This window comes from Brenneria sp. g21c3 (assembly GCF_040240345.1).
Lineage (GTDB): Bacteria > Pseudomonadota > Gammaproteobacteria > Enterobacterales > Enterobacteriaceae > Brenneria.
This window is the reverse complement of the sequence record NZ_JBEIAB010000013.1, coordinates 113,039-132,962: the sequence shown is the minus strand read 5'-3', so window position 1 is coordinate 132,962 and position 19,924 is coordinate 113,039. Positions and strand designations below refer to the sequence as shown.

At 50.0% G+C, this 19,924-nt stretch carries 17 protein-coding genes, 1 tRNA gene, 2 rRNA genes and 2 pseudogenes; 6 read left to right on the top strand and 16 right to left on the bottom strand.

From position 1 onward, the window contains the following. The 4 genes from ABRZ28_RS17815 to ABRZ28_RS17800 form a co-directional block, all read left to right on the top strand. Nucleotides 1-102, top strand: a 23S ribosomal RNA gene (locus tag ABRZ28_RS17815); the annotation flags it as partial. Between the two features lie 205 nt (nucleotides 103-307). Further along, nucleotides 308-423, top strand: a 5S ribosomal RNA gene (gene rrf, locus ABRZ28_RS17810). Nucleotides 424-656: 233 nt separating this feature from the next. Further along, nucleotides 657-733 (top strand) — tRNA-Asp (locus ABRZ28_RS17805). A 261-nt stretch (nucleotides 734-994) separates the two neighbouring features. After that, entirely contained in the window at nucleotides 995-2,206 is a 1,212-nt protein-coding gene (locus ABRZ28_RS17800) for an integrase domain-containing protein (RefSeq protein WP_330521027.1), read from the top strand. A gap of 95 nt (nucleotides 2,207-2,301) precedes the next feature. Here ABRZ28_RS17800 and ABRZ28_RS17795 read toward each other — a convergent pair. The 9 genes and pseudogenes from ABRZ28_RS17795 to ABRZ28_RS17755 form a co-directional block, all read right to left on the bottom strand. Next, nucleotides 2,302-2,559, bottom strand: a pseudogene (locus ABRZ28_RS17795) (transposase); the annotation flags it as partial. A gap of 123 nt (nucleotides 2,560-2,682) precedes the next feature. Continuing rightward, a complete protein-coding gene (cap3, locus tag ABRZ28_RS17790; protein ID WP_085690033.1) occupies nucleotides 2,683-3,162 on the bottom strand; it encodes a CBASS system CD-NTase/cGAS isopeptidase Cap3 in 480 nt (159 codons plus the stop codon). Further along, nucleotides 3,149-4,918 (bottom strand): E2/UBC family protein, encoded by a 1,770-nt coding sequence (locus ABRZ28_RS17785; RefSeq protein ID WP_085690035.1) that lies wholly within the window; start codon nucleotides 4,916-4,918, stop codon nucleotides 3,149-3,151. The genes cap3 and ABRZ28_RS17785 overlap by 14 nt, the downstream gene beginning before the upstream one ends. Then, nucleotides 4,918-6,216, bottom strand: a complete 1,299-nt coding sequence (locus tag ABRZ28_RS17780) for a CBASS cGAMP synthase (protein WP_085690037.1) — start codon at nucleotides 6,214-6,216, stop codon at nucleotides 4,918-4,920. Before ABRZ28_RS17780 ends, ABRZ28_RS17785 begins: the two co-directional genes overlap by 1 nt. After that, nucleotides 6,216-7,286 (bottom strand): CBASS cGAMP-activated phospholipase, encoded by a 1,071-nt coding sequence (locus tag ABRZ28_RS17775; protein ID WP_085690038.1) that lies wholly within the window; start codon nucleotides 7,284-7,286, stop codon nucleotides 6,216-6,218. The genes ABRZ28_RS17780 and ABRZ28_RS17775 overlap by 1 nt, the downstream gene beginning before the upstream one ends. A gap of 274 nt (nucleotides 7,287-7,560) precedes the next feature. Continuing rightward, nucleotides 7,561-9,399 (bottom strand): MobH family relaxase, encoded by a 1,839-nt coding sequence (mobH, locus tag ABRZ28_RS17770; RefSeq protein WP_319604378.1) that lies wholly within the window; start codon nucleotides 9,397-9,399, stop codon nucleotides 7,561-7,563. 20 nt (nucleotides 9,400-9,419) lie between these two features. Further along, complete coding sequence (locus tag ABRZ28_RS17765) at nucleotides 9,420-9,635, bottom strand: hypothetical protein (protein WP_121590240.1); 216 nt, start codon at nucleotides 9,633-9,635, stop codon at nucleotides 9,420-9,422. 80 nt (nucleotides 9,636-9,715) lie between these two features. Continuing rightward, entirely contained in the window at nucleotides 9,716-10,348 is a 633-nt protein-coding gene (locus ABRZ28_RS17760) for a ParA family protein (RefSeq protein WP_330521024.1), read from the bottom strand. A gap of 323 nt (nucleotides 10,349-10,671) precedes the next feature. Further along, a complete protein-coding gene (locus ABRZ28_RS17755) occupies nucleotides 10,672-11,157 on the bottom strand; it encodes a JAB domain-containing protein (protein ID WP_330521023.1) in 486 nt (161 codons plus the stop codon). Nucleotides 11,158-11,423: 266 nt separating this feature from the next. Here ABRZ28_RS17755 and ABRZ28_RS17750 point away from each other — a divergent pair, with 266 nt between their 5' ends. Next, on the top strand, nucleotides 11,424-11,708 hold the full coding sequence (locus tag ABRZ28_RS17750) for a hypothetical protein (protein ID WP_330521022.1): 285 nt from the start codon (nucleotides 11,424-11,426) through the stop codon (nucleotides 11,706-11,708). A 1-nt stretch (nucleotide 11,709) separates the two neighbouring features. Here ABRZ28_RS17750 and ABRZ28_RS17745 read toward each other — a convergent pair whose 3' ends face one another. From ABRZ28_RS17745 to ABRZ28_RS17720, 6 genes are all read right to left on the bottom strand, one after another. Continuing rightward, on the bottom strand, nucleotides 11,710-13,224 hold the full coding sequence (locus ABRZ28_RS17745) for a conjugal transfer protein TraG N-terminal domain-containing protein (RefSeq protein WP_330521021.1): 1,515 nt from the start codon (nucleotides 13,222-13,224) through the stop codon (nucleotides 11,710-11,712). Beyond that, nucleotides 13,221-13,547 (bottom strand): hypothetical protein, encoded by a 327-nt coding sequence (locus ABRZ28_RS17740; RefSeq protein ID WP_330521020.1) that lies wholly within the window; start codon nucleotides 13,545-13,547, stop codon nucleotides 13,221-13,223. The genes ABRZ28_RS17745 and ABRZ28_RS17740 overlap by 4 nt, the downstream gene beginning before the upstream one ends. Next, the gene (locus ABRZ28_RS17735; RefSeq protein WP_330521019.1) at nucleotides 13,547-14,932 is read right to left on the bottom strand and encodes an integrating conjugative element protein; all 1,386 of its coding nucleotides are present in this window, start codon (nucleotides 14,930-14,932) and stop codon (nucleotides 13,547-13,549) included. The genes ABRZ28_RS17740 and ABRZ28_RS17735 overlap by 1 nt, the downstream gene beginning before the upstream one ends. Further along, nucleotides 14,883-15,866 carry a TIGR03756 family integrating conjugative element protein gene (locus tag ABRZ28_RS17730; RefSeq protein WP_330521018.1) on the bottom strand — a complete coding sequence of 328 codons (984 nt, stop codon included), beginning with the start codon at nucleotides 15,864-15,866 and terminating at the stop codon, nucleotides 14,883-14,885. The genes ABRZ28_RS17735 and ABRZ28_RS17730 overlap by 50 nt, the downstream gene beginning before the upstream one ends. Continuing rightward, nucleotides 15,863-16,270 carry a TIGR03757 family integrating conjugative element protein gene (locus ABRZ28_RS17725; protein WP_330521017.1) on the bottom strand — a complete coding sequence of 136 codons (408 nt, stop codon included), beginning with the start codon at nucleotides 16,268-16,270 and terminating at the stop codon, nucleotides 15,863-15,865. The genes ABRZ28_RS17730 and ABRZ28_RS17725 overlap by 4 nt, the downstream gene beginning before the upstream one ends. 236 nt (nucleotides 16,271-16,506) lie before the next feature. Further along, nucleotides 16,507-16,695: a hypothetical protein gene (locus ABRZ28_RS17720; protein WP_112092786.1), complete on the bottom strand. Its 189-nt coding sequence runs from the start codon at nucleotides 16,693-16,695 to the stop codon at nucleotides 16,507-16,509. Nucleotides 16,696-16,792: 97 nt separating this feature from the next. On the opposite strand from ABRZ28_RS17720, the gene ABRZ28_RS17715 reads away from it, so the two are divergent. Further along, nucleotides 16,793-18,487, top strand: a complete 1,695-nt coding sequence (locus ABRZ28_RS17715; protein WP_330521016.1) for a thiamine pyrophosphate-binding protein — start codon at nucleotides 16,793-16,795, stop codon at nucleotides 18,485-18,487. Nucleotides 18,488-18,602: 115 nt separating this feature from the next. On the opposite strand, the pseudogene ABRZ28_RS17710 reads toward ABRZ28_RS17715, so the two are convergent. Further along, a pseudogene (locus tag ABRZ28_RS17710) lies at nucleotides 18,603-19,695 on the bottom strand (IS3 family transposase). Nucleotides 19,696-19,924: the final 229 nt, after the last annotated feature.

The following is a 19,924-nucleotide window of genomic DNA, read 5'->3' as shown; positions in this document are numbered from 1 at the left end:
CCCCTGAAGGGCCGTTGAAGACGACGACGTAGATAGGCTGGGTGTGTAAGTGCAGCGATGCATTGAGCTAACCAGTACTAATGACCCGAGAGGCTTAACCTTACAACACCGAAGGTGTTTTGGTGAGAGAGACGAAGAATTTTAGCTTGTTGACGGATTGAAGATTAAAATGTTTGCGTATAACGCGGACATCAAACAGCGCGGAGCGCTGGCCTGAAAAGGGAACAGACAAAATCGTCGGGAACGATTTTGTACGTCGCATAGCGACGGCCCGAAGGGCGAGTCTCAGGAAGAGACGAGAAATTTGCCTGGCGGCGATAGCGCGGTGGTCCCACCTGACCCCATGCCGAACTCAGCAGTGAAACGCCGTAGCGCCGATGGTAGTGTGGGGTCTCCCCATGTGAGAGTAGGGAACTGCCAGGCATCAAATTAGAAGTAGCAGTGAAATCCAACGGGCAGTTCGCTACTCGATAGAGAGTAGGAAAAAAGCCGAAGGATTTTAAACGTTGCGCAGCAACGGCCCGTAGGGTGAATCATGAAATGATTCATAAACTGCCAGGCATCAAATACGGATTACCGGGATGACATTCGGTAATCAGGCAGCGGAAGCTGGCCCGAAAGGGCAGTATCAGGAAGATACGCGTAACAGAATCGGTGGAGCGGTAGTTCAGTTGGTTAGAATACCTGCCTGTCACGCAGGGGGTCGCGGGTTCGAGTCCCGTCCGTTCCGCCACTTATCTATTCCGGGATGTTCCTATACATCTCTGGATGAATGAAAACCGTATCGCTGTCAAAGGCATACGGTTTTTTTTCGTCTCTATGATACCCTCTGCATATCGGGGTATCCGGCGCGAAATGGCCCACAAAATGGCCTACGCGTAGGAAAGAGAAATTTCGTAGGCCATTTTTGTTTTGTGGCTGAGAAAGGGTTGCGGATACAGGACATTACACCATTCCCGTCGTTTGGTTTTTAACGACAACTAAGGAGTGAATGATGACCGCAACACACCGCCTGCTTTCTGCTGTCACAGTACAAAAAGCAAAACCCGCCGCTAAAGATTATGAACTGCCTGATGGTCATGGCCTGACACTTTCCATCAGGACTACCGGTAAGAAAATCTGGCGTTTTCGTTACCAGCGACCAAATTCCTCAACGCGTACCAATATCACGCTGGGCCATTATCCCTCCATGACGCTGGCGGCCGCGCGTACCCTTCATGATGAATATATCTCGCTTTTGATCAAAGGTATCGACCCCAAAAAACAGGAACAGGACGAGGCTGAGCAGGAAAAAAGAGCCAAAGACAGGCTGTTCGTTAATGTGGCAACGAGGTGGTTTGCCATTAAAAAAACCAGCGGTATTTCCGAGATTCATGCCGGCGATATCTGGCGTTCACTGGAGCGGGACGTTTTTCCGGTAATTGGACAGATAGCCGTGGCTGACTTGAAAGCGCACACCCTGATCGCCGCGCTTGAACCGGTACGGGTACGTGGTGCGCTGGAAACCCTGCGCCGTCTGACGCAGCGTATCAATGAAATCATGGTATTCGCGGTCAATTCCGGGCTTCTTGATGCCAACCCGGCATCCACGATTGGTAAGGTGTTTGAGAAGCCGAAGAAACAGCATATGGCAACCATTCGTCCCGAACGTTTGCCGGAACTAATGCAGCGCATTGAAACGACCAATCTGGGCCTGATGACGCGCTATCTGCTGAAATGGCAACTTTTGACATTGGTTCGTCCCGGCGAGGCGGCCGGGGCTATGTGGCGTGAAATCGACATGGAAAAAAAACTCTGGACCATTCCGCCAGAGCGTATGAAGAAGCGCCGTGAACATCAAGTACCGCTGTCACCGCAAGCGATGGTGCTACTAGAGCGGCTTAAACCGTTTAGCGGGCACTCGGCATTCGTTTTTCCCGGCAGAGGGAAGCGTAGCAAGCCGATGAACAGTGAAACGGTCAATAAGGCTTTACATCGCATGGGACTGGGGGGAGAACTGGTATCGCACGGTTTTCGGGCCTTGGGCAGTACGGCCATGAATGAAGCCGGATTTTCACCGGATGTGATTGAAGCTGTGTTGGCGCATGTCGATACCAATCAGACGCGGGCCGCTTATAACCGCTCCACATATCTCTCGCAGCGTGTTGAGGTTATGGAGTGGTGGGGGCGAAAAGTTAATGAATCGGCACGCGCAGTAATGCTGTAGCAGAATTTATCCAGTGAGGGCGATCCGCTGTGGAAAACGGATCGTCTTTTTCATTTTTGGAGCCTGTCCACGATTCTGTTTAATCGCCATCTCATTTAAAGGTGATCGCTCGCACGATCACCGAACTCGATAATAAAGCGGCTCATGGCCAACCGCCAGTCCCTCAGCGGCATTGTCCATTTCTTTGACGCCGTCTCTATCGCCAGCCATATCACCTTCTTTACCGAGTCGTCTGATGGGAACACCTTACGTTTTTTAATCGCATGCCGGATTACGCTATTCAGCGACTCAATAGCGTTGGTGGTGTAAATCGCCTTGCGGATATCAGACGGATAACCGTACAGCGTTGACAGGTCAGCGCCGCCGTTCCGAACTTGAAATATCTGACAGGACAGTATCCACAAAATATCCAGTAGTTAATGGCGGCTAATATCTCAGAGCAGCTATGAGCTAATATAGCTAATACATATGGGCCATTAATCCTGGCTATTACTTATTTTCTCTTTTAAAATTTTTATGTCATTACAATATTTTTTACCTCCCCATACTCTTTTTCTGCCCACAATAAGCATGACCATTGGTTCAGTTACTTTTAGCCCGGTCAGCCAAGATTTTATGTCTGTATACGATGGTTGCGGAAAATCTTCGGGATGTGTATGCCATTCGCCCAAATAAACAAGGAAGCCGTCTGATTGTTGAAATAATTCGTCAATTTTTTGCTGATGGTGAACACCTTTTCTATCTACCTGATTACGTGACCTGATATCACCAGAACCGGGCTCCGAAATGTTAGTGATGACAATGTGTTGCCCCCGGCGTTCTCCTATCAGGGTCCCTCCAGCCTCGGTACTAGCATAATGCATTTGACGATATGAATTGAGCCGTTGCACGACCTCACTCATGATAACGACATGATTGTTAAAATCATCGATGAATACCAATTCATTTATGTTCATTACATATAGGGCAGTTAGGCTGGCGTGGCAAAAATTGAGGTTTGAGCGAACGTCCACCCTCAAGCATATGTTCACTATAAGTCCACTTCAGCTCGGGTTCGAGAATACTCAACACCGCCAGTTGAGCTAAAGATGCAGTTATACTACTCACCGCCGCATCATAAGGTGTGTAAGTGCTACCACAGCTTTTGCTTTTTTCACTTGATATATCGAGATTGTAAAATCGTGAATCGATCTCGTTGCGGTATTTTGCGGGATTAGAAACCATACACACATAGCAGCTTCGACCGTCATCGATTAAAACTTTTGATGCTCGTCCGTTACCATCATTAAATGCATGAATAACTATTGGTCTTTGCTCTGGGGGAATCTCTCTTACTATCGCAGCCATACGCTTGGATACCGGAGGACGGCCTGTTGCATCAATAATAATGTCGTATTTCTGCATTACATCAGTACTGATAGTGAATTGTTTTATAAATCCGACAACCTTCGTCTGTAAATGCACGGAGTCCTGGAGTCTTGTTGCAAGTGAAAGGGATTTGGGCCACCCAAAATCATGTGACGATAAGGGATGGCGACCAAAATTACTTGGTTTATATAAATCATCATCATAGAGGTGCAGGAAACCTTTACCGCATCCAGCCCCGTTCCGGAGTAATAATTCCGCAAGATACCCACCAATTGTTCCACAGCCGACCAGAGCTATACACTTTTCTGATAGATTTGCTGCCCCTTCTCGCCGGGAATTTCGGCTAAGTAATGTCGCAATATCCGCACGAATAACCTCCAGTCTTTGATACGCTGTACAAACGCTTTTGCCACCCAACATTGTAGCTAATTTGGCGGTTGAGTTTTTGGCTGATCTCTTATGTCTCCTGAAATCAATAGACTTTGTGTTGAACTCAACATAAATAGCAAAGATATCCTGGTTGAAAATATCAAAGAGAAAAATGTACCTTTTCTTGCCTTCCGCTTTGATGTGTTCAATGACTCTATCTCTGGCATTGCGATCCGCCTTTTCAAGCCAATCCAATAAGTCCCGAAATGAAGCCGGTGGCCATTTCATCCCGGCAAGGCGGCAGGGGTTTACAGAAATGTAGTGCGTATTGATAAGGTATTCTTTTAACGAGCTCAGGTGGAGATACCTTTGCTTAAGCCATTTTGTAATAACACTTTCCGAGTCCTCCGGTGACGATTCCTCAACCGTTATATACTCCAGTCTGGGGGTACCATCAGGCGTTAATGATTTCGACAAACGAGTTTTAAGTTTTGTCTCCCGGCTTGCGTTTGACAGAATAAACAGGCTCTCACTGGGTCGCCAGTATGTGGTAAATTCGCCTTCCAGTTCTCTCTTATCATTCTGCCCTTCTATAGCTGCTAATACCGAGTTAACTAGAGTTCTGTGTATCTGTGTATCAACTTCTCTATATGTTCCTTCTAGGTCGTTGGAATCCCAGTCCGCCTCCATTTGTTCTACATAACATAGGATCCCTTCAAGACTGACATGGGGCATAAGACGGTCTCTGAATTGCTCAGGGAGTTCAAAAATGCAAGCTATCGGTAGTTCAGTAAATGGGTCAGAGTGGATCACAAGAGCAATATTAAAGTTACCTGCGATAGTCTCGTATTCTTTCGTATAAAAGCCTTTCCGACGATCCTGGCTGTGCAGAATAGCCTTCTCAGGCAGATTGCGAGCACGTGTATAGCGATACCCGCAACCTGTCATCACTTTATGAAGTAGCCCTTCCTCCATCAGCCACTTACCATCGTTTTGTTGATTTTCACGGGTGCAGGCTCTTTAGATGGCAAATTGTGAAATGCCGGAGCCGCAGCAATTGATGTGATTAACGAAGCATTAGTTACTCGTTTCCCAAATGCTTCATTCATTTTATGTAGCGCATCTTCTCTGCTGCCTGAGCTCTCAGCATCAAGTAAAATACCCTGTAAGCTTCTCATAGTTTCAACGATGGTTCTCTGGTGTACATTATGATCGCATTCAGCCGGGAACAGTAACTTGTCATCAGTATCGTCGGGACTTTCCAGACCACTACAGAATTCATCAGGCAGTAGTCTGGCAACGAGTTTCATCGTCTCGGTGAGGTCGGAACCATTATGATCCTCTCTGTCGAGGATGTTTACCACGGCAGTCATCAGACTGATTGATGAAGGGCCTCCAACTTCCCATTGAGCATCTCTCCAGGCTTTCATAAAGCGGCAAATTGAACGAAGGTGCCCTCCGATGCGCTTGCAACTGTCGTTAAACCAGTCTTCAACAATTTTTGGGTCGCTTATCGACCACCTTTTTACCCCATCACGTAGTGCTAAATTGACTTTGTCGGACTCAACGACATATGCCTCGCGCAAATCCCTATTCATAGCTACAGACTCAAACATCGAATTTGCCTTTATGACGTGTGCAGAATCTGCTGCGGTTTGTTTGGTCTGAAATTGCTCTTTCGGGATCGCATACATAGGCACATCAATGTGTGTTTTCTCATGAGGAATTTTAATGCGGCCACATGTATTCTTTTCTTCAAATCTCCATCCATCGTTTTCAGCTTCTAACGATTTCAGTGAAGTATCTACGAGTAGAAGTAGCAGAGTGTGGCCAATGCTAGGTTCGGATTCAAATACGGTCATGGGCATATAGGTACCATCATCTATATCCATTTCCTGCCCCGGATGAAAAGGCCTGTTTAACGTATCGTACTGAAAGCTTCCCTGAGTCCAGAAACGAGGCTGAAATTTGATGAAATCATCTCGTGCTTCATCTTCCATTTCAAAAATGAGCCGTGCAAGATCAGCACGGTCTGAGGGCGAGAGGTAGCGAACATTCGTTTGCTCCAGTTTTAACCTGACGCTCTCAAGTGTCAATGTTTGCCTTCTGACGTCAGTAGCGACTTCCCGGGCTTCCTTAAATACATCTCTCGTTCTCTCACGGACTTTCTGGCGAAGCGCTTTCAGTTTATCGGATTCAGTCTTTCCCAGTTTGAGTTTACTGATTAAGCCATCCACATTGTGGCTGTAGTAATTGTTAAAATCCCAACGCATCAGAGTATCTCCTGCGCGATTGTGCGCCTAAAGGGTTTTGCAGGTGTAGTGAAAAAGTTCTTAAGCTTCTGATTCTGAGCGAACTGCACATTAGCGAGTTGTGTTCCCCTTGCGCTTAGATTTTCCAGGGAACTCTTCGTGGCATTATCCAGAGTGATATCACTGGCTGCTTCATTGGGGATAACTTCATCCAAGTAGATATAGTTATCGAACGCGTCATGGAGAGTAAGCTCACGCAGGAGCATATTTTTATGAAGATGCTGGTTAGCCGTCATGGTTGTAAGCACCAGTCGTTTACCCACTCCCCACAGGTGGCAGTATCCACTCCACCATTTTTTGCTCAGAAGCCTTGGACTAAGTGAGTATTCTTCACCGACAGTACCGATATTGAGTATGTGTATGTCTTTGTGGGCTACATTAAAGTCAGACTTCATATCCCTGAACACTTCCAGAAGTCCTATGTAACTAGGGTTGTTAGCAACCAAACCCCCATCAGCAAAATACGCGCGGAGATCTTTGCAATAGTGCGGGGCAAAGTACGTTGGTGCGGCGGAGGTTGCGAGCGCGGCATCAATCAATTTTAGCGGCCCGTCGCGGGTGAAATCAGGGTTATGTGGTGTCTTGAAAAACTGCGGCTTTCCTGTTGAAAGGTTTACTGCCGGAACCATCACTCGCCGGGTCAGGTCATTAAAGGTGGTTTCAGCTCCTATCATTTCTTCAACGGTTTCCCGGAGGGGCAAGCTACTGTAAATAGGAGCAACAAGTGACTTAACCAGGTTGGTCAGCCACCATCTGGTTGGAAAAATGTCATTCGCTTTAACGAAGAAGGCTCGTTCCAGATCGCGAGCACTCTTGCCTGTAGCAAGCCCGAGAGCCAATATACCGCCTATTGATGTTCCAGTAATGAGATCAAAATAGTCACCAATTTTGATGTCTTGGCTAGGGTGTTTACTGGCAAGTATCCTCTCAATCTCTGCAAGGACACTGATAGTAAACATCCCCCTAGCCCCACCACCATTCAGACTAAGTATCCGAACGTTGTAATTATTCACTGCACTTACGTCAGACATCGCTAACTCCCTCTCGGAAAGATAGCTTATAAATGTGTCTGTTTTTTTCCTTTTCAATGTACAAATAACCAGTGCTTTAAAAATAAGTCAATAACTCTAATTTTTAGCATGAAGGTAAATTATACTTCTGGATTAACATGGGTAAGTAAAATAAATTCGCAGTTTAATCTCCGCGTAAGGTATATCGTGGGGAACGCTCTGGGCGGGTCGTATGTATTCCTTTATGTCCCTTAACCATACCCGACTGTCTGATAATAGCGCTATATGGTTAAAGTCATCTACCGCTTTGAATGTCCGTAACAACCGACAAATAAGGATTATCCTCTGGCACAGCTTCATCAAATATATCTTCCGGCCTGTTTAGCAGATACCCCTTCACCCGACGCGTTTTACGCGGACCTTTCACTTCGCAAACGAAAATGTTGATGCCATCGTTGCCGCGCTGGTGGAGTTTCAGTTTCTGGAATGCTTTCTGCACCTGTTTCCATTCATCGCCGGTTGCGCCGGTAGTGGTTTTGACGTACAGCTTAAAGATTTCCGGTGAGACCAGAAACGCTTTGCCTTCGACCATATGGATCCTTGCCAGCGTGTCGTTTACCGCAATTTTATAGGTTCGTATGCCTTCCCTGAGCCAGTCGATAAAACCGGTATCCGTAACCTGAGCGGTTTCGGGTACGGCAACGGGACGTGGCGTCTCTGGTTGCCGACTGACGTTTTCCCTGCCGCCTGTCTCTGCTTCTACCTGTCCGGGCTGAACTTTCGGTAATTCATCAACTATATCTGTCGATGCGGGCAGGATGTGTTTATCGATTTCCTGTTCCGGTGGTGCAAACAGAGAAAAAGCCAACTCACTGAGTTCGTTTTCAGGTGCAGTAATGTCGGGAGCGGTTTGGCTGTCAGCTTTTCCTCTTTCAGTGGCTATGGTCGTCGCCGTACTACCTGGTATCACTTTTCCGGAAAACGGCGTGGGTCGATCTTCTGAGTTCGGCCAGATCCGTGATGGCGCTAGGCGCAACAATGTTAGTGGGCGGCCCGGCGTCCAGCCGCTGTCAGCGGTGACGGTGCATGACCAGACCGCCTTACCGTCCTGCGTGGGAACAATCAGCCCATGCGCCTGCATTTCATCAAATAGCCGGACATTGCTTTCAGGTACGCTGGTTACGCCCTGTTGCAACAACCACGCCCGCGCTCTGTCGGCGGTGGTTTTGCTGATCAGCCAAAGCGCGTCGTCCGTTAGCCAGCCATCGGAGCCTGAACTTGGGTTACTTAGCTTGAATTCCGCTCTCACCAGTTCCCGCAGGGCAGAGAGGAGTTGTTCCGGCAGCGAGGATGCCGGGCGGGTCAGCGTCTGGCTGGCATTGCCCCCCATAAACTGTGCCACTGATGCGCGATCCGCTTCCTGTACCAGTTCACCCAGTACACCCGCGTTGTCATAATGGCCGCTGATACAATACAGGAAGGATTCGTTGAGTTCCCGGTACTGCGCCAGCCAGTTGAGCGCCGAAACCGGCAGGATCTGTAGGGCCAGCAGGCTTCCGATCGCCGGGTGGAGCCGGTGATCGCGGTTTTTTTGGTATCTCAGGCGATAGGGTTGCGCCAGCGGCCCCATCCACGGCAACCAGCGCTGGTTATCGTCGGTCATGACTTCAATATCCGTTACTATTTTTCCGATATCATGCAGCAGAGCGGCATAAAGTATCCCCGCTGTCCAGGCTTCGGCTTCTCGGGCCTGATCTTCCGGCGCCGCGCCAACGGGAAGGAGATGGCGCTGGCGCAGCTTTGCCGCAAATGCCATGACCTCCAGCGTGTGATCCAGCAACCCTCCCGGATGCGAGTGATGATGATATTCGGAGGCCGGGAACTGTTGTACCAGTTCGGAAAAACGTGCAATCGGGCGTTGATACAGTTCCTTGAATAATGCGACGGGTAACGATGTTCTCTGCCAGATGATTTTCATCAGTTGTCGGCGCAATGGGGTGACGAGCAGCGCTTCTGCTTTCTGCGGATATAGCCAGCCGGTAGTGATTTCCTGATAGACAGGGGCTGTTGCCGGTTCGGGTATTGACTTTTTGCTGGTGAGCCATTTCAGTTTTGCATGAATGCCGGTTTTCATGATGGTGACCTGTCATGATGTTATTTGTTCATCTGGCGGTAAAACTGGTAGCACTCCAGTAAAAATGCCGTGATGGTTTTTCCCTGCTCGGCGGCAAACGCCTTGATTTCCCGGTGCATCAGGGGATCGATGCGGATCTGAATGGGTTTTGTATTGTCGGTCTGGTGCTCGGTGCTCGTTACCTCCAGTGGACGGGGTGCAAGGGGCGTCAACTTGAGTACGGATTTTTTTGCCATATCAGAAGTCCTGAATGCCGAAAGAGCCTGAAATCATGAATGCCGATTTTTCTTCTTTCCTGTTTTCAGGCAGGAAGAAATCAAGGCTGGGGACGGGCTGCACGACCGCAAATTTCGTGGATCACGTTTTTTGCGCGTCGGTTCAACGTTTTCCACGGCGTTTCCGTGATGGACAGTCCCGCATCCAGTGCAATGCTGTAACCCGGTTTAAACGTGAGGAACGTGTGCGCGCAGGCAAACTGCCAGGCGGTGATGGTCTGACAGGCGGAACGGCCTTCGGCCTGGCTGGGCGCTTTGCTGACCACATAGAACAACCGGTTGTGTGGAATACCTCTATGCACCAGTTCATGGCCCAACAGCAGTGAGGGTTCCAGATCATCCAGCGAGGTGCCGGTGGCGATCACGACGAGGTTTGACTGACGGGCGATATCGAGAGAAGAGATATCGACAAACGGACGGGTATCGATGATAAGGCACTGATAACTGTTTGCGACTTTTAGCGCCACGTCGTGACGGCGATAGACGCCGGTTTCCACCGCGGGAGAAATACCGGCGTTATCGCGGCGCTCGGCCCATTTGGCGGACGTTTGCTGTCGGCTGTCCAGATCGGCGAGATGTACTTTTTTGCCTGAGTGAATGAGTTCAACGGCAGTGGCGCGGGCGAGCGTTGAACGACTGACGCCACCTTTCTGGCTGATAAAGCTGATGATCATAAGATCTCCTGAATTCATGAAATACTGAAAAGCCAAAAGAATGAATGCAGGATAAACTGTGAAGGAAAATAGCTAACTAGTCGGTAATTAATTAAAAACAGATCCAGCATGTTTTATTAAAGACTGAATGCATAAAAACAGGATTTCCTGTTTAGGAAAATAGCCTTTTGCCTCTGGCCCTTTCGGTAACGCCTGTTACCCTTAAAAACCTTTATCCCTTGCCGTTGGCCCTTTTCCTTTTTAGTCCGTCAAAGATAATAATGAACTCCATTTTTCATGAATGCATAATTAAAAAGCACCCTCCACTGAAGGGTGCTTTCAGATTATATTTCACCGTGTTGGGAAAAGGCATAATACGCATCGCCGGGCGTGATAATAATATGGTCCAGAATATTAATGTCGAAGAGGGAAAGACATTGCACCATATTCCGGGTGAGATTCCTGTCCGCCAGGCTGGGAGAGGCATTACCCGAAGGGTGATTATGCGCCAGAATCAGGCTTCGGGCATTATGTATGAGCGCCTTGCGGGCAATAATCCGCGGATGGACCTCTACAGACGCCAGACTGCCGCTGAAGACTTTCTCTGCGGCAATCAGCCTGTTCTGGGTGTTAAGAAACAGCACCATAAAATGTTCCCTGTCATGGTCGCAGAGTTGTAAACGCAGATAATCAACCGCCATCTGGTTATCGGTAAAAACCGGCGTATTCTCAGATGCACCGGTAAATTGTTTTTCGATAGCCCTGATGGCGCGGGCAATCAGCACCTTATCTGTGGGAGAAAAGGCAGAGTATTGAGTGAGTTCAGACATAGGGGTCTCCGGTATCATGAATAATGTGGAGAAGATGCACCAGCGCGTAAGGCGTCGCTCGTTTTCAGGTGTATGAGCATTCGGAGGTGTGAACGATGTTCACCGGGGGCTGCAACAGCAGCGACTTGCCGGGAAATAATGGATTACGGGACTGTGTGGAGATATGAATAACTGAATACTAAAAAGTGAGAAATAACTGTGCGTTTTTTGTTCAGTGAGGTAAGGTTTGAGCACACTATGGTGGATACGGGTAACGGAATGTGATCATGAAAAACAGCCTCAAAAACTGGCTGCAAAGCGCACCGGATAACGAATGGACTAATGAAGATAAATGCCGGGAAGCCATGTATCAAATGCAACAAATCCATGCTCAATCGCTTGCGCCGGAGTCGCAGGATCAGGCTGTGCTGGTCGGCGAATTGATCGGGGATTTGTTGGCGCTTGTACCTGAGCTGTCCGGCGATGAAAATATAAGCGGTTATCATGCTGATGGCCCCGAAGGGCCTGGTTATTATTATGAAGGGACGATATGTAGTCGTATAGATGACTGAATTACTTTCTTTTCTGCGTTACTGATAGCAACGTATTGCTTCCTGAACCTCCTGCTGTTTTTGTGTCTTTGGTGCTTGTTGAAGCCGCATTTTCCAGCGTTCCTCCTACTTTGATGCCCGCCCATCCCAGCGCCCCCATCCAGAAAGCCGGCAGCACTAGAAACATGGTGCCCATCACGATATTGACGATGATATCGTCGCTGCTGTTCTGGAATCCGTAATTCAGGGTAGTCAGCGAAACGCTGCTGTGAGTACTGCTGTCGTATAGCGCAATCAGCAGCCAGCTATCGAGCCAGCGGGCAAGCTCCCACCAGAAGGAGACGAAGAACAGGGCGAACTGCACCGCCGTCAGCGTAATCACCGTTTTCAGCGCATAGGCGGAGAACAGAATGACTATGGGAAGGCAGATCACCAGCGCCATCTGTAGAATGGCTTGTACCATCGGCAGCGCCTGGCGCAGGCTGTCGAATGCCGGAAACATCGCCAGACTGGACACGGCTGTGCCCGTCAGACTGCTTAGTCTCGTCAGCGCCTGTGTTGTCGAGATCATGCCGGCATTGCCGCCATACCCGCCATAAACAGAGCCGCTTTGTGATGCCTGCATGTTTCGCTGACTGACCAGAGAACGCAGTACGGACGCTTCGTAAACGCTTTTCGGTTGCCCCAGCGCTTTGATCTGCTGCCAGACGGTAGGCCGAACCAGCGCCAGCAGGCGATCTTTCAGGCCGATGCTACCGTCCTGCCACCACTGCTTGCAGGTGGGATAGCCGCCAGTGCCTGCATCAAATAATCCGGCGTCCCGGGTGCCGTCATACGGCCATTGGCTTCGCGGCGAACGTGCGTGATCGGTATCGTAGTAGCCGGGCGTCGTCAGGAAGTGAGAAGAGCCGAGCCAGGCCACGTCATCGCTGATATCCAGCGCTAGACCGGCTTCTTGTCTTTTCAGGCGGGCGCGGGAAGGTGCATAACACTCTTCCACAAAATCCTGGAGCTCCTGCGCCAGCGTTGGATCGCTGATGCGGGTATGCTGTACCTCGAAGCGGATCTGTCGCAGGTCGGGAGAGCAGGGGAGTGTGGAGACCGCGGCGTTAGTGACGCCTTTGGATACGGCATGAATAAAATACCACCATACCGGAACCGCCGCGGTTTTGCCGCCCAGTTCGTTAGTCAGCGAGGCGTAACCCGAATCAGAGGGTTGCACGACGGTGCGGCCACACTGCGAGATACGAGAGGCATCATAGCGGATAGTGGACAGATCGACATCCAGCAGAGGGACGCAGGCAAACATAATGACCACCAGCGCGGTGTAGACCGTGTGCTCCATCCAGGCTAACGCCAGTCCTCCCTGATTTCCCTCGTCAGCCCCCTGACTGCGGGCTTTTAGCCAGATTTCAATGAGCTTCGCCAGCAGCGGGAAGGCGAACAGGCCGGTCGCGGTGATGACCGACCAGATGCCATTATTGGCGAGCCAGCCCAGCAGCGTGAGGAAGTATTCCAGATAGGTATTGGCCGTCATGCGCCACCTCCCCGGAGGTATGCCAGATTGCTGTATTCTGCGGCAGCGACCAGCAGAAAAAACAGGAAGGCGGTACGCAGCGACAGGCGCTGACAGGCGGGATAACGTTGTAGAAGCGTTTTGCGTAGCGACAGCCAGGAGCCAGCCAGACAGAGGTACAACGCCAGACGCCAGCAAAGCAGGCCGAAGCGTGCCTGATACAGCCAATGGCGCCAGTCAGATTCACTGCCGGTTAGCTGTATTCCCAGCCAGGTCGTCAGCGCGGCAACCAGTATCAGCGCCACAGCATACAGCAGTATTTTACCGGTTCGGGAGAATGTCATCAGTGGCTCTCCTGTTCCGGGGTATTCAGTTTGTTGATGCGATTATCCATGTCATCATGCGTATCAATAGTCCGGCCCTGCGTCAGATTGCGATAGGACTGACGTTCCAGAATGACGCTGCTGGCGTTATCCGCCAGCGCACGGCGCATCTCCATTTCGAGGCGTAACTGGTTCAGTTCCTGATCGAGTTGCAGGGCGGTCTGCCCCAGTTGTGACTGCGCTTCTTTTTCACTGGCGATATTGGGCTCGCGCATTCCGGCCAGCAGGGTGCGGCGGGCCATCAGCGCCTGTTCCATGACTCTGGCGAGCGCCATTTCTCCCGATAAGCGCTGTGCCAGCACCAGGGCGTCGGGATCGTCTTTCAATGCCTCTATCACGCCGCGCGTGAGCAACAGCTTGCCGCCGCTGACTTTGGACAGATTCTCGTGCGTGGGCCGAAGCGAACCGTTAACCAGTTCGGCCAGTACCTGCGCGATTTTCTCCTGCTCTTCTTCTATCAGCGGGGAAAGCCCCACGCCCGCCTGCGCGCCGGTTTTATTCTCGCTGCTGCTGCTGGCGGCATCATTATCGGGAGCGACATTAATCGTCTGTTCACCCACAACGCGCGTTGTCCATGCGGCGACCTCTTCCGGTTTTTTCCAGACCTGGCAAAGCTCGCCTTTACACCAGGAGCCTGAGACGCTGCTGGTATCCGTCACGTCCCGCTGGTTCAGGAGGTTATAGCCCGCTTTGACGGTATCGCCGATAAGGTTGATGGGGCGCTGACCATCGCCGCCGCGTTTTTGCCCGCCCACCCAGGTTTTTCCTTTTTTAGCCGCTTCCCGACTGGCCTGCTGCTCCGCGCGTACCGCATCGGTTTCACTGGCGGCGACGGTCTGGTAATTTTCGGCTTTTGCACTTTGCGTCCATGTCGAGCCGGAAGCAAAGTCGGTCATTTTCTCCGCCATCCTGCGGCAACTGAGCATAGATTTATCAAAGTCGAGCCGCCCCTGTAGGATGCCGTTGGTAAGCAAATCATAAAGCTGAGGGTTCGCTCGCTGGATGATCATCGCAGGCAGACTGGCCACGGCCCCTGTGGCATTCTGGATAACCTGCCCCATCAGATCCTGAAACCCGCTTGTGACGCCGTTAAGCTGGTTTTTGACCGTAGTGCTGATATCAAAATTTCCGCACATCAGATCGGCATTCCAGCCCAGTTGCATATTCAGTAGCTGCGTGTTGCGGCGCGTCAGGGCGGGAGTGATCACTGACCCGCCGCCGATCTGGTAATAAAGGCTGTCCGCAATAGCGCCACGTTGTTCCAGACTATAGCTGTCGTCAGCTGCCAGCACGATGTCACCGAGGAAGCAGGACAATAGGGGGATCAGAGCGAACTTCAGTTTCATTGGATTCTCCTCCGGTACTGCCGAGAAATATCTGACCGCGACGTTTGCAGCAGGAATAAGGACGCCAGAGCGTCCAGGAGTAGTTGCCATCAATGGCAAGCCTGTCGGCGTAGGTGTCGTTGATGCTGCGGTCGGGAAAGGTGATGCACTGGTTGCTTGTTTGGGGAACGAGCATCTGCCAGCCGTGATTGTTGGAGCGGTTTTCCTGCACCGGGGACGGCGGCCAGTAACCGGGACGGGATGAGGCGGTCAGCGGCAGATAGACGTGCAACTGGCCGGTACGGGTGACGATATCCGCTGCGCGTTGCGCCATGACCGCCGCGGCTTTGTGATCGTGGGTTTGTCCCAACGCGCCGGCGCGGGGGTAGACGTTGCCCCATAAATCGCCGGTCTGTCCCACTTCACGCAGACCGGGAGTTAACGCTTCGGGATAAAGCATTTCCGGCACGGCGCCGCGCCAGGCCAGCGTATCGAGGGTACTGAGAAAGTAGGGCTGGAAGGGAACGACATCGCTGCTGCAACTGTAACCGAATGCGCCCAGAAAACGACTGAAGACCTCGCCGCCGGGGTGGCCGATGGCGTCGGCGTTTTTGAAACGAATTTTGGTTTTGATGTTTTCCGGACGCGGGTTGGTGTCGCCGCCGCCTTCGGCACCAGTGACCGCAGTCCCCATAAAGGCCATCTCCCGCCACGGGTTATCGCCGGGTGTGGTGTAAGCCGACACCACCAGCTCGGGCAGATTGTGTTTGACCTTGATAGAGACTTTTACGCTACAGCCCCAGGGCGTGCATAATAGCCAATAGCAAAGTCCCACTACCCGATATTGCAGGCAGTCCGGCGACAGTGAGGAAGCGATAATCTGCGGCGTGGTGATGGCGGCGGCGGGCAGCGTCACGGCAAGCAGGGCGTATGAGAGGGAACGGCGTAATTTCATGGTTGCCGCTCCCGCCAGGCTTCCAGCTTTTGCCGCGCAATCCCGATATCCGTCGTGCCGTAGACAACGTATTTATCTTCAAACACCACTGCCGGAACTTTGGCGATGCCCAGAGACCATGCATCCATCAGTGCCTGATAAGCGCTAGTTAACTGTGCTTCCTGCTCCTGCCAGTCTGGCTGTTGCATCCGCAGCAGCGCCTGCCGTTCAGCCTGTTCCGGGCTGGTGTACAGATTGGGGAACAGCGTCTGCTCCCGATTTTGTACATCTTCCAGTATTTGCACTACTGTGTCGGGTTGGGGGCTGATCACCGGCCACTTTCCCGTAGTGTAAATGATGGCCTGTGCGGCGGTAGATTGTGTAGCAAGCGTGATCAATAGCGTTAAAAAACAACGGAATGGCATTTTTGTTCCCCAGTCTGATGAATTAGATAGGAAAATTTAATCGGATTCAGATTGTGGGGCAGTAAACAACTAAATATAGAAATGAGAGAGATTTTTAGAGATATAACGTATCAATGATTTGTGTGGTGGATTATTTTACTGAATTGTAAGTAATTGTTGGGTTATATTTTAAGATAAAAAGTCCCTATCGGAGATATTAGCCTCGATATTTCTTCGAACAGGCTGCGCTGTTCTCCCTAAAAGGCTTCACTTTTTCGACCGAAGAGCCACTGACGGGCGTTTTTTAGTGCCTCTTCCAACTGCTGAATGTAGTCTGCCTGTTCCTGGTTTCGCTGCGTCTTTTGCTCAAGGCCTGCTAGTAATTTTAACGCCAGAGAGCGCAGTTCATCGGGGGGGGGGGAAGCCAGCAATGTATCTATATCCATGCGGCGATTTTATCAAAATAGTGTATTCTGATTGTCAATCATTTAACTCTGCCATATAAAAGGATGGTAAACCTTTATATTTTTATAGGTGGGATTTATGAACGAAGGACAACCGCTGACGGTCATACAAACACTGGTCGATAATGTAAAAAAAGCAGGCGTTGACGCCGCTTTTGGCGTTTCAGGCGGATTTATCGTCCCTTTGTGGGAAGCACTATCGGACTCATCCATCAAGGTTATCCATTGCAGGCATGAAAGCGGAGCCGCTTTTTCCGCCTCTGAGTACAGTTTATATAACAATATTCCCTCTGTCGTATTTTCCACGGCCGGACCAGGTATTACCAATGCTTTGACAGGATTGCGCGCGGCGAAGTTGGATGGCGCTAAAGTGATATTCATTTCTGCAACCACCATTGAGGAGCACAATGGTCAATGGGGATTGCAGCAAACAACCCGCCAAGATATCAACGACCTTGCAGGCGATGGCATCAGTGGTTTCTTTGACAGCATTGTCTTTGTCGACAGACAAGAAAAATTAGTGGAAGCAATAGCCGCCATCAATAATGTTGCGACATCTTATGGTCATGTTCTGGGCATTTTCATTCCGACGAATATTCAAAAAGAAATTTTAAAAGAAAATAATAAAATAAATAGCAAGCGAATCCTTCACACTTTAATTTCTTACAAAAAGGACAATGGCGCTGAGAATCAACAGCAAAAAATAGCGGATACGCTTACAACAGGTGGAGCCATTATATGGAATGGATTCGGTTGCCTTCATTCCGCAGAAATATTAACCCGTCTTGCTGTTGTAACGAATACGCCAGTAATGTCGACCCCAAGAGGGAAGGGCATATTCCCCGAAAATCACGCGCTTTACATTGGCACCACCGGGTTAGGATCCAATGGCGAAAAACTTAGGGAAAAGCTAAGCGACTCATCATTGAAGACAGTTATTATATTGGGTTCGAAACTAGGGGAGCTCAGTTCCTCATATATTCAAAATCAGATGACCCATGCTAATATATATTATATTGGACTGAGAAATGAGGATATTAATAAGAACCTTCCCGCCAGCGCCGTGATTATTGAGGCGGAAATTTCTCATTTCCTGCATGGGGTATACGATAAAGTAAAAAAAAATGCCGATTATTATCATCCCCAGATGTTCTGCAGAGGACAGGAACCTGAGCAATGCGCTCCGATATCGGTTAAGGTTGGAGTCGTTCATCCACAGCAGGTAATGGCGATTATTCAAAAGGTAGCGATTGAAGAATATGACTGCTTGATCGCTGCGGAAGCAGGAAATACGTTTGTATGGGCAAACCGATATTTACATTTTCAAAAACCGAACCGCTATCGAATTTGTACCGCGCTGGGTGCCATGGGCCACTATGCTTGCGGGATCGTTGGCCTGAGTGCGTCAGGAAAGACGACCCTCGGTATTATCGGTGATGGTTCCATGCTGATGAATAATGAAATCAGTACGGCTGTCCGTTATCAATTACCGGCTATTTGGCTGATAATGAACGACGGTGAATACAACATGTGTCGACAAGGATTGAGCTTGTTAGGCAACCCGCCGCTGGACTGTGTTATTCCTCAAGTTGATTTTTCGTTGTTCGCCACCGCATTGGGCGCAGATGGCGTCAGGGTTGCACAGGCGGACGAGTTGGAAACCGCGCTGCGTGCGGCGATCATGAAAGGTGTTCCCGCTGTGATTGATGTGTTGATCGATAAAGACGCGCAACCGCCGTTACTTGATCGGATCAATACAATTAAATCACTCTAAATAGCTTCGCATAATAGCGCTACACTTGCAGGACATAACATCCCGCCAGTACGGGCCTCGCACGATTAGAGGTGGAGCATCAATTGACCTCTCCCATATCCTGACCCAGGATCAATTAGAGGATCTGTCTTTTTTGGTGACTTCGGATAAATTCTGCCGGAGTCAGATCATTTAATGAAGAATGTGTCCTGTCATGGTTATATTCTTCCCGCCAGCGATCGAGCTTTTCCTGCACATCTTCCATCGACAGGAACCAGTGGATATTTAGGCATTCATCCCTCAGGCTGCCATTAAACGATTCGATAAACGGATTATCCGTCGGCGTGCCGGGGCGTGAGAAGTGCATGGTGACCTTATTTTCATACGCCCATCTATCCAGCGCTTTTGAGATAAATTCGCTGCCATTGTCTGCCTGGATCCTTATCGGCACACGATTATGCATCAATCTCAGGCACTCCATCACCGCCACCACATCCTCGCCCTTGAGCGACTGGCCGGCATGGATCGCCAGGCATTCCCGACTAAAATTATCGACCACAGTTAATGCCCGAAACCGGCGCCCGTTAAACAGATTATCAGCAACGAAATCCATGCTCCCGCATTGATCCGGATTTGACAGCAACGGCCGTTCAACCCGGTGTGCCGCACTCACATGGCGACGGGGGCGATTACGCCGTAGATTCAGTCCTTCCTGGCAATAAATACGATGCGTTTTTTTATGATTAATGACCCAGCCTTCGCGCCTCAGCTGGATATGTATGCGCTGGCAGCCATAACGGATACGGGTTTCCGCTATTTCTCGGATGCGCATCGTTACCGCGCGATCGTCACGACACGAATGATAGTTATAAACCGTGCGACTTAGCATCGCCAGACGACAGGACCGCCTACTCGATATGCGTCTTGTAAAAATACGACTATTTCGCGCTTTTGAGCAGGCCTTAAAACTTTTTTTTCAGCACCTCTTGCAGCATTTCCTTATCGAGACTGAGGTCGGCAACCAGCCGTTTTAGACGTTGATTTTCATCTTCAAGCTGACGCAGGCGACGCAGCTCCGTTACGCCCATTCCGCTAAATTTCTTTTTCCAATTATAAAAAGTGGCTTCAGAGATACCCATTTTTCGGCACACTTCACCCACACGAGTGCCCGTTTCAGCCTGCTTCAGGGCAAAAGCAATTTGCTCTTCAGTACAGCGGATCTTTTTCATGGCCGGATTGCCTCTTTTTTAAGGAAAAGAAGGGCAGAAAACTCCAGTTTAGCCTGGTCCTGTTTAATGGGAAGATATCACAATGTGCGATAATGAAATGGACACCTCCCCACAATCGGCTTCAATGAGTCATGCTGTCAGTGTGTGCCAACAGCAAAATGGAAGAGGTGTCCAATGGAAAAAATTATCGGAATTGATCTGGCAAAGCGAGTTTTTCAATTACACATTG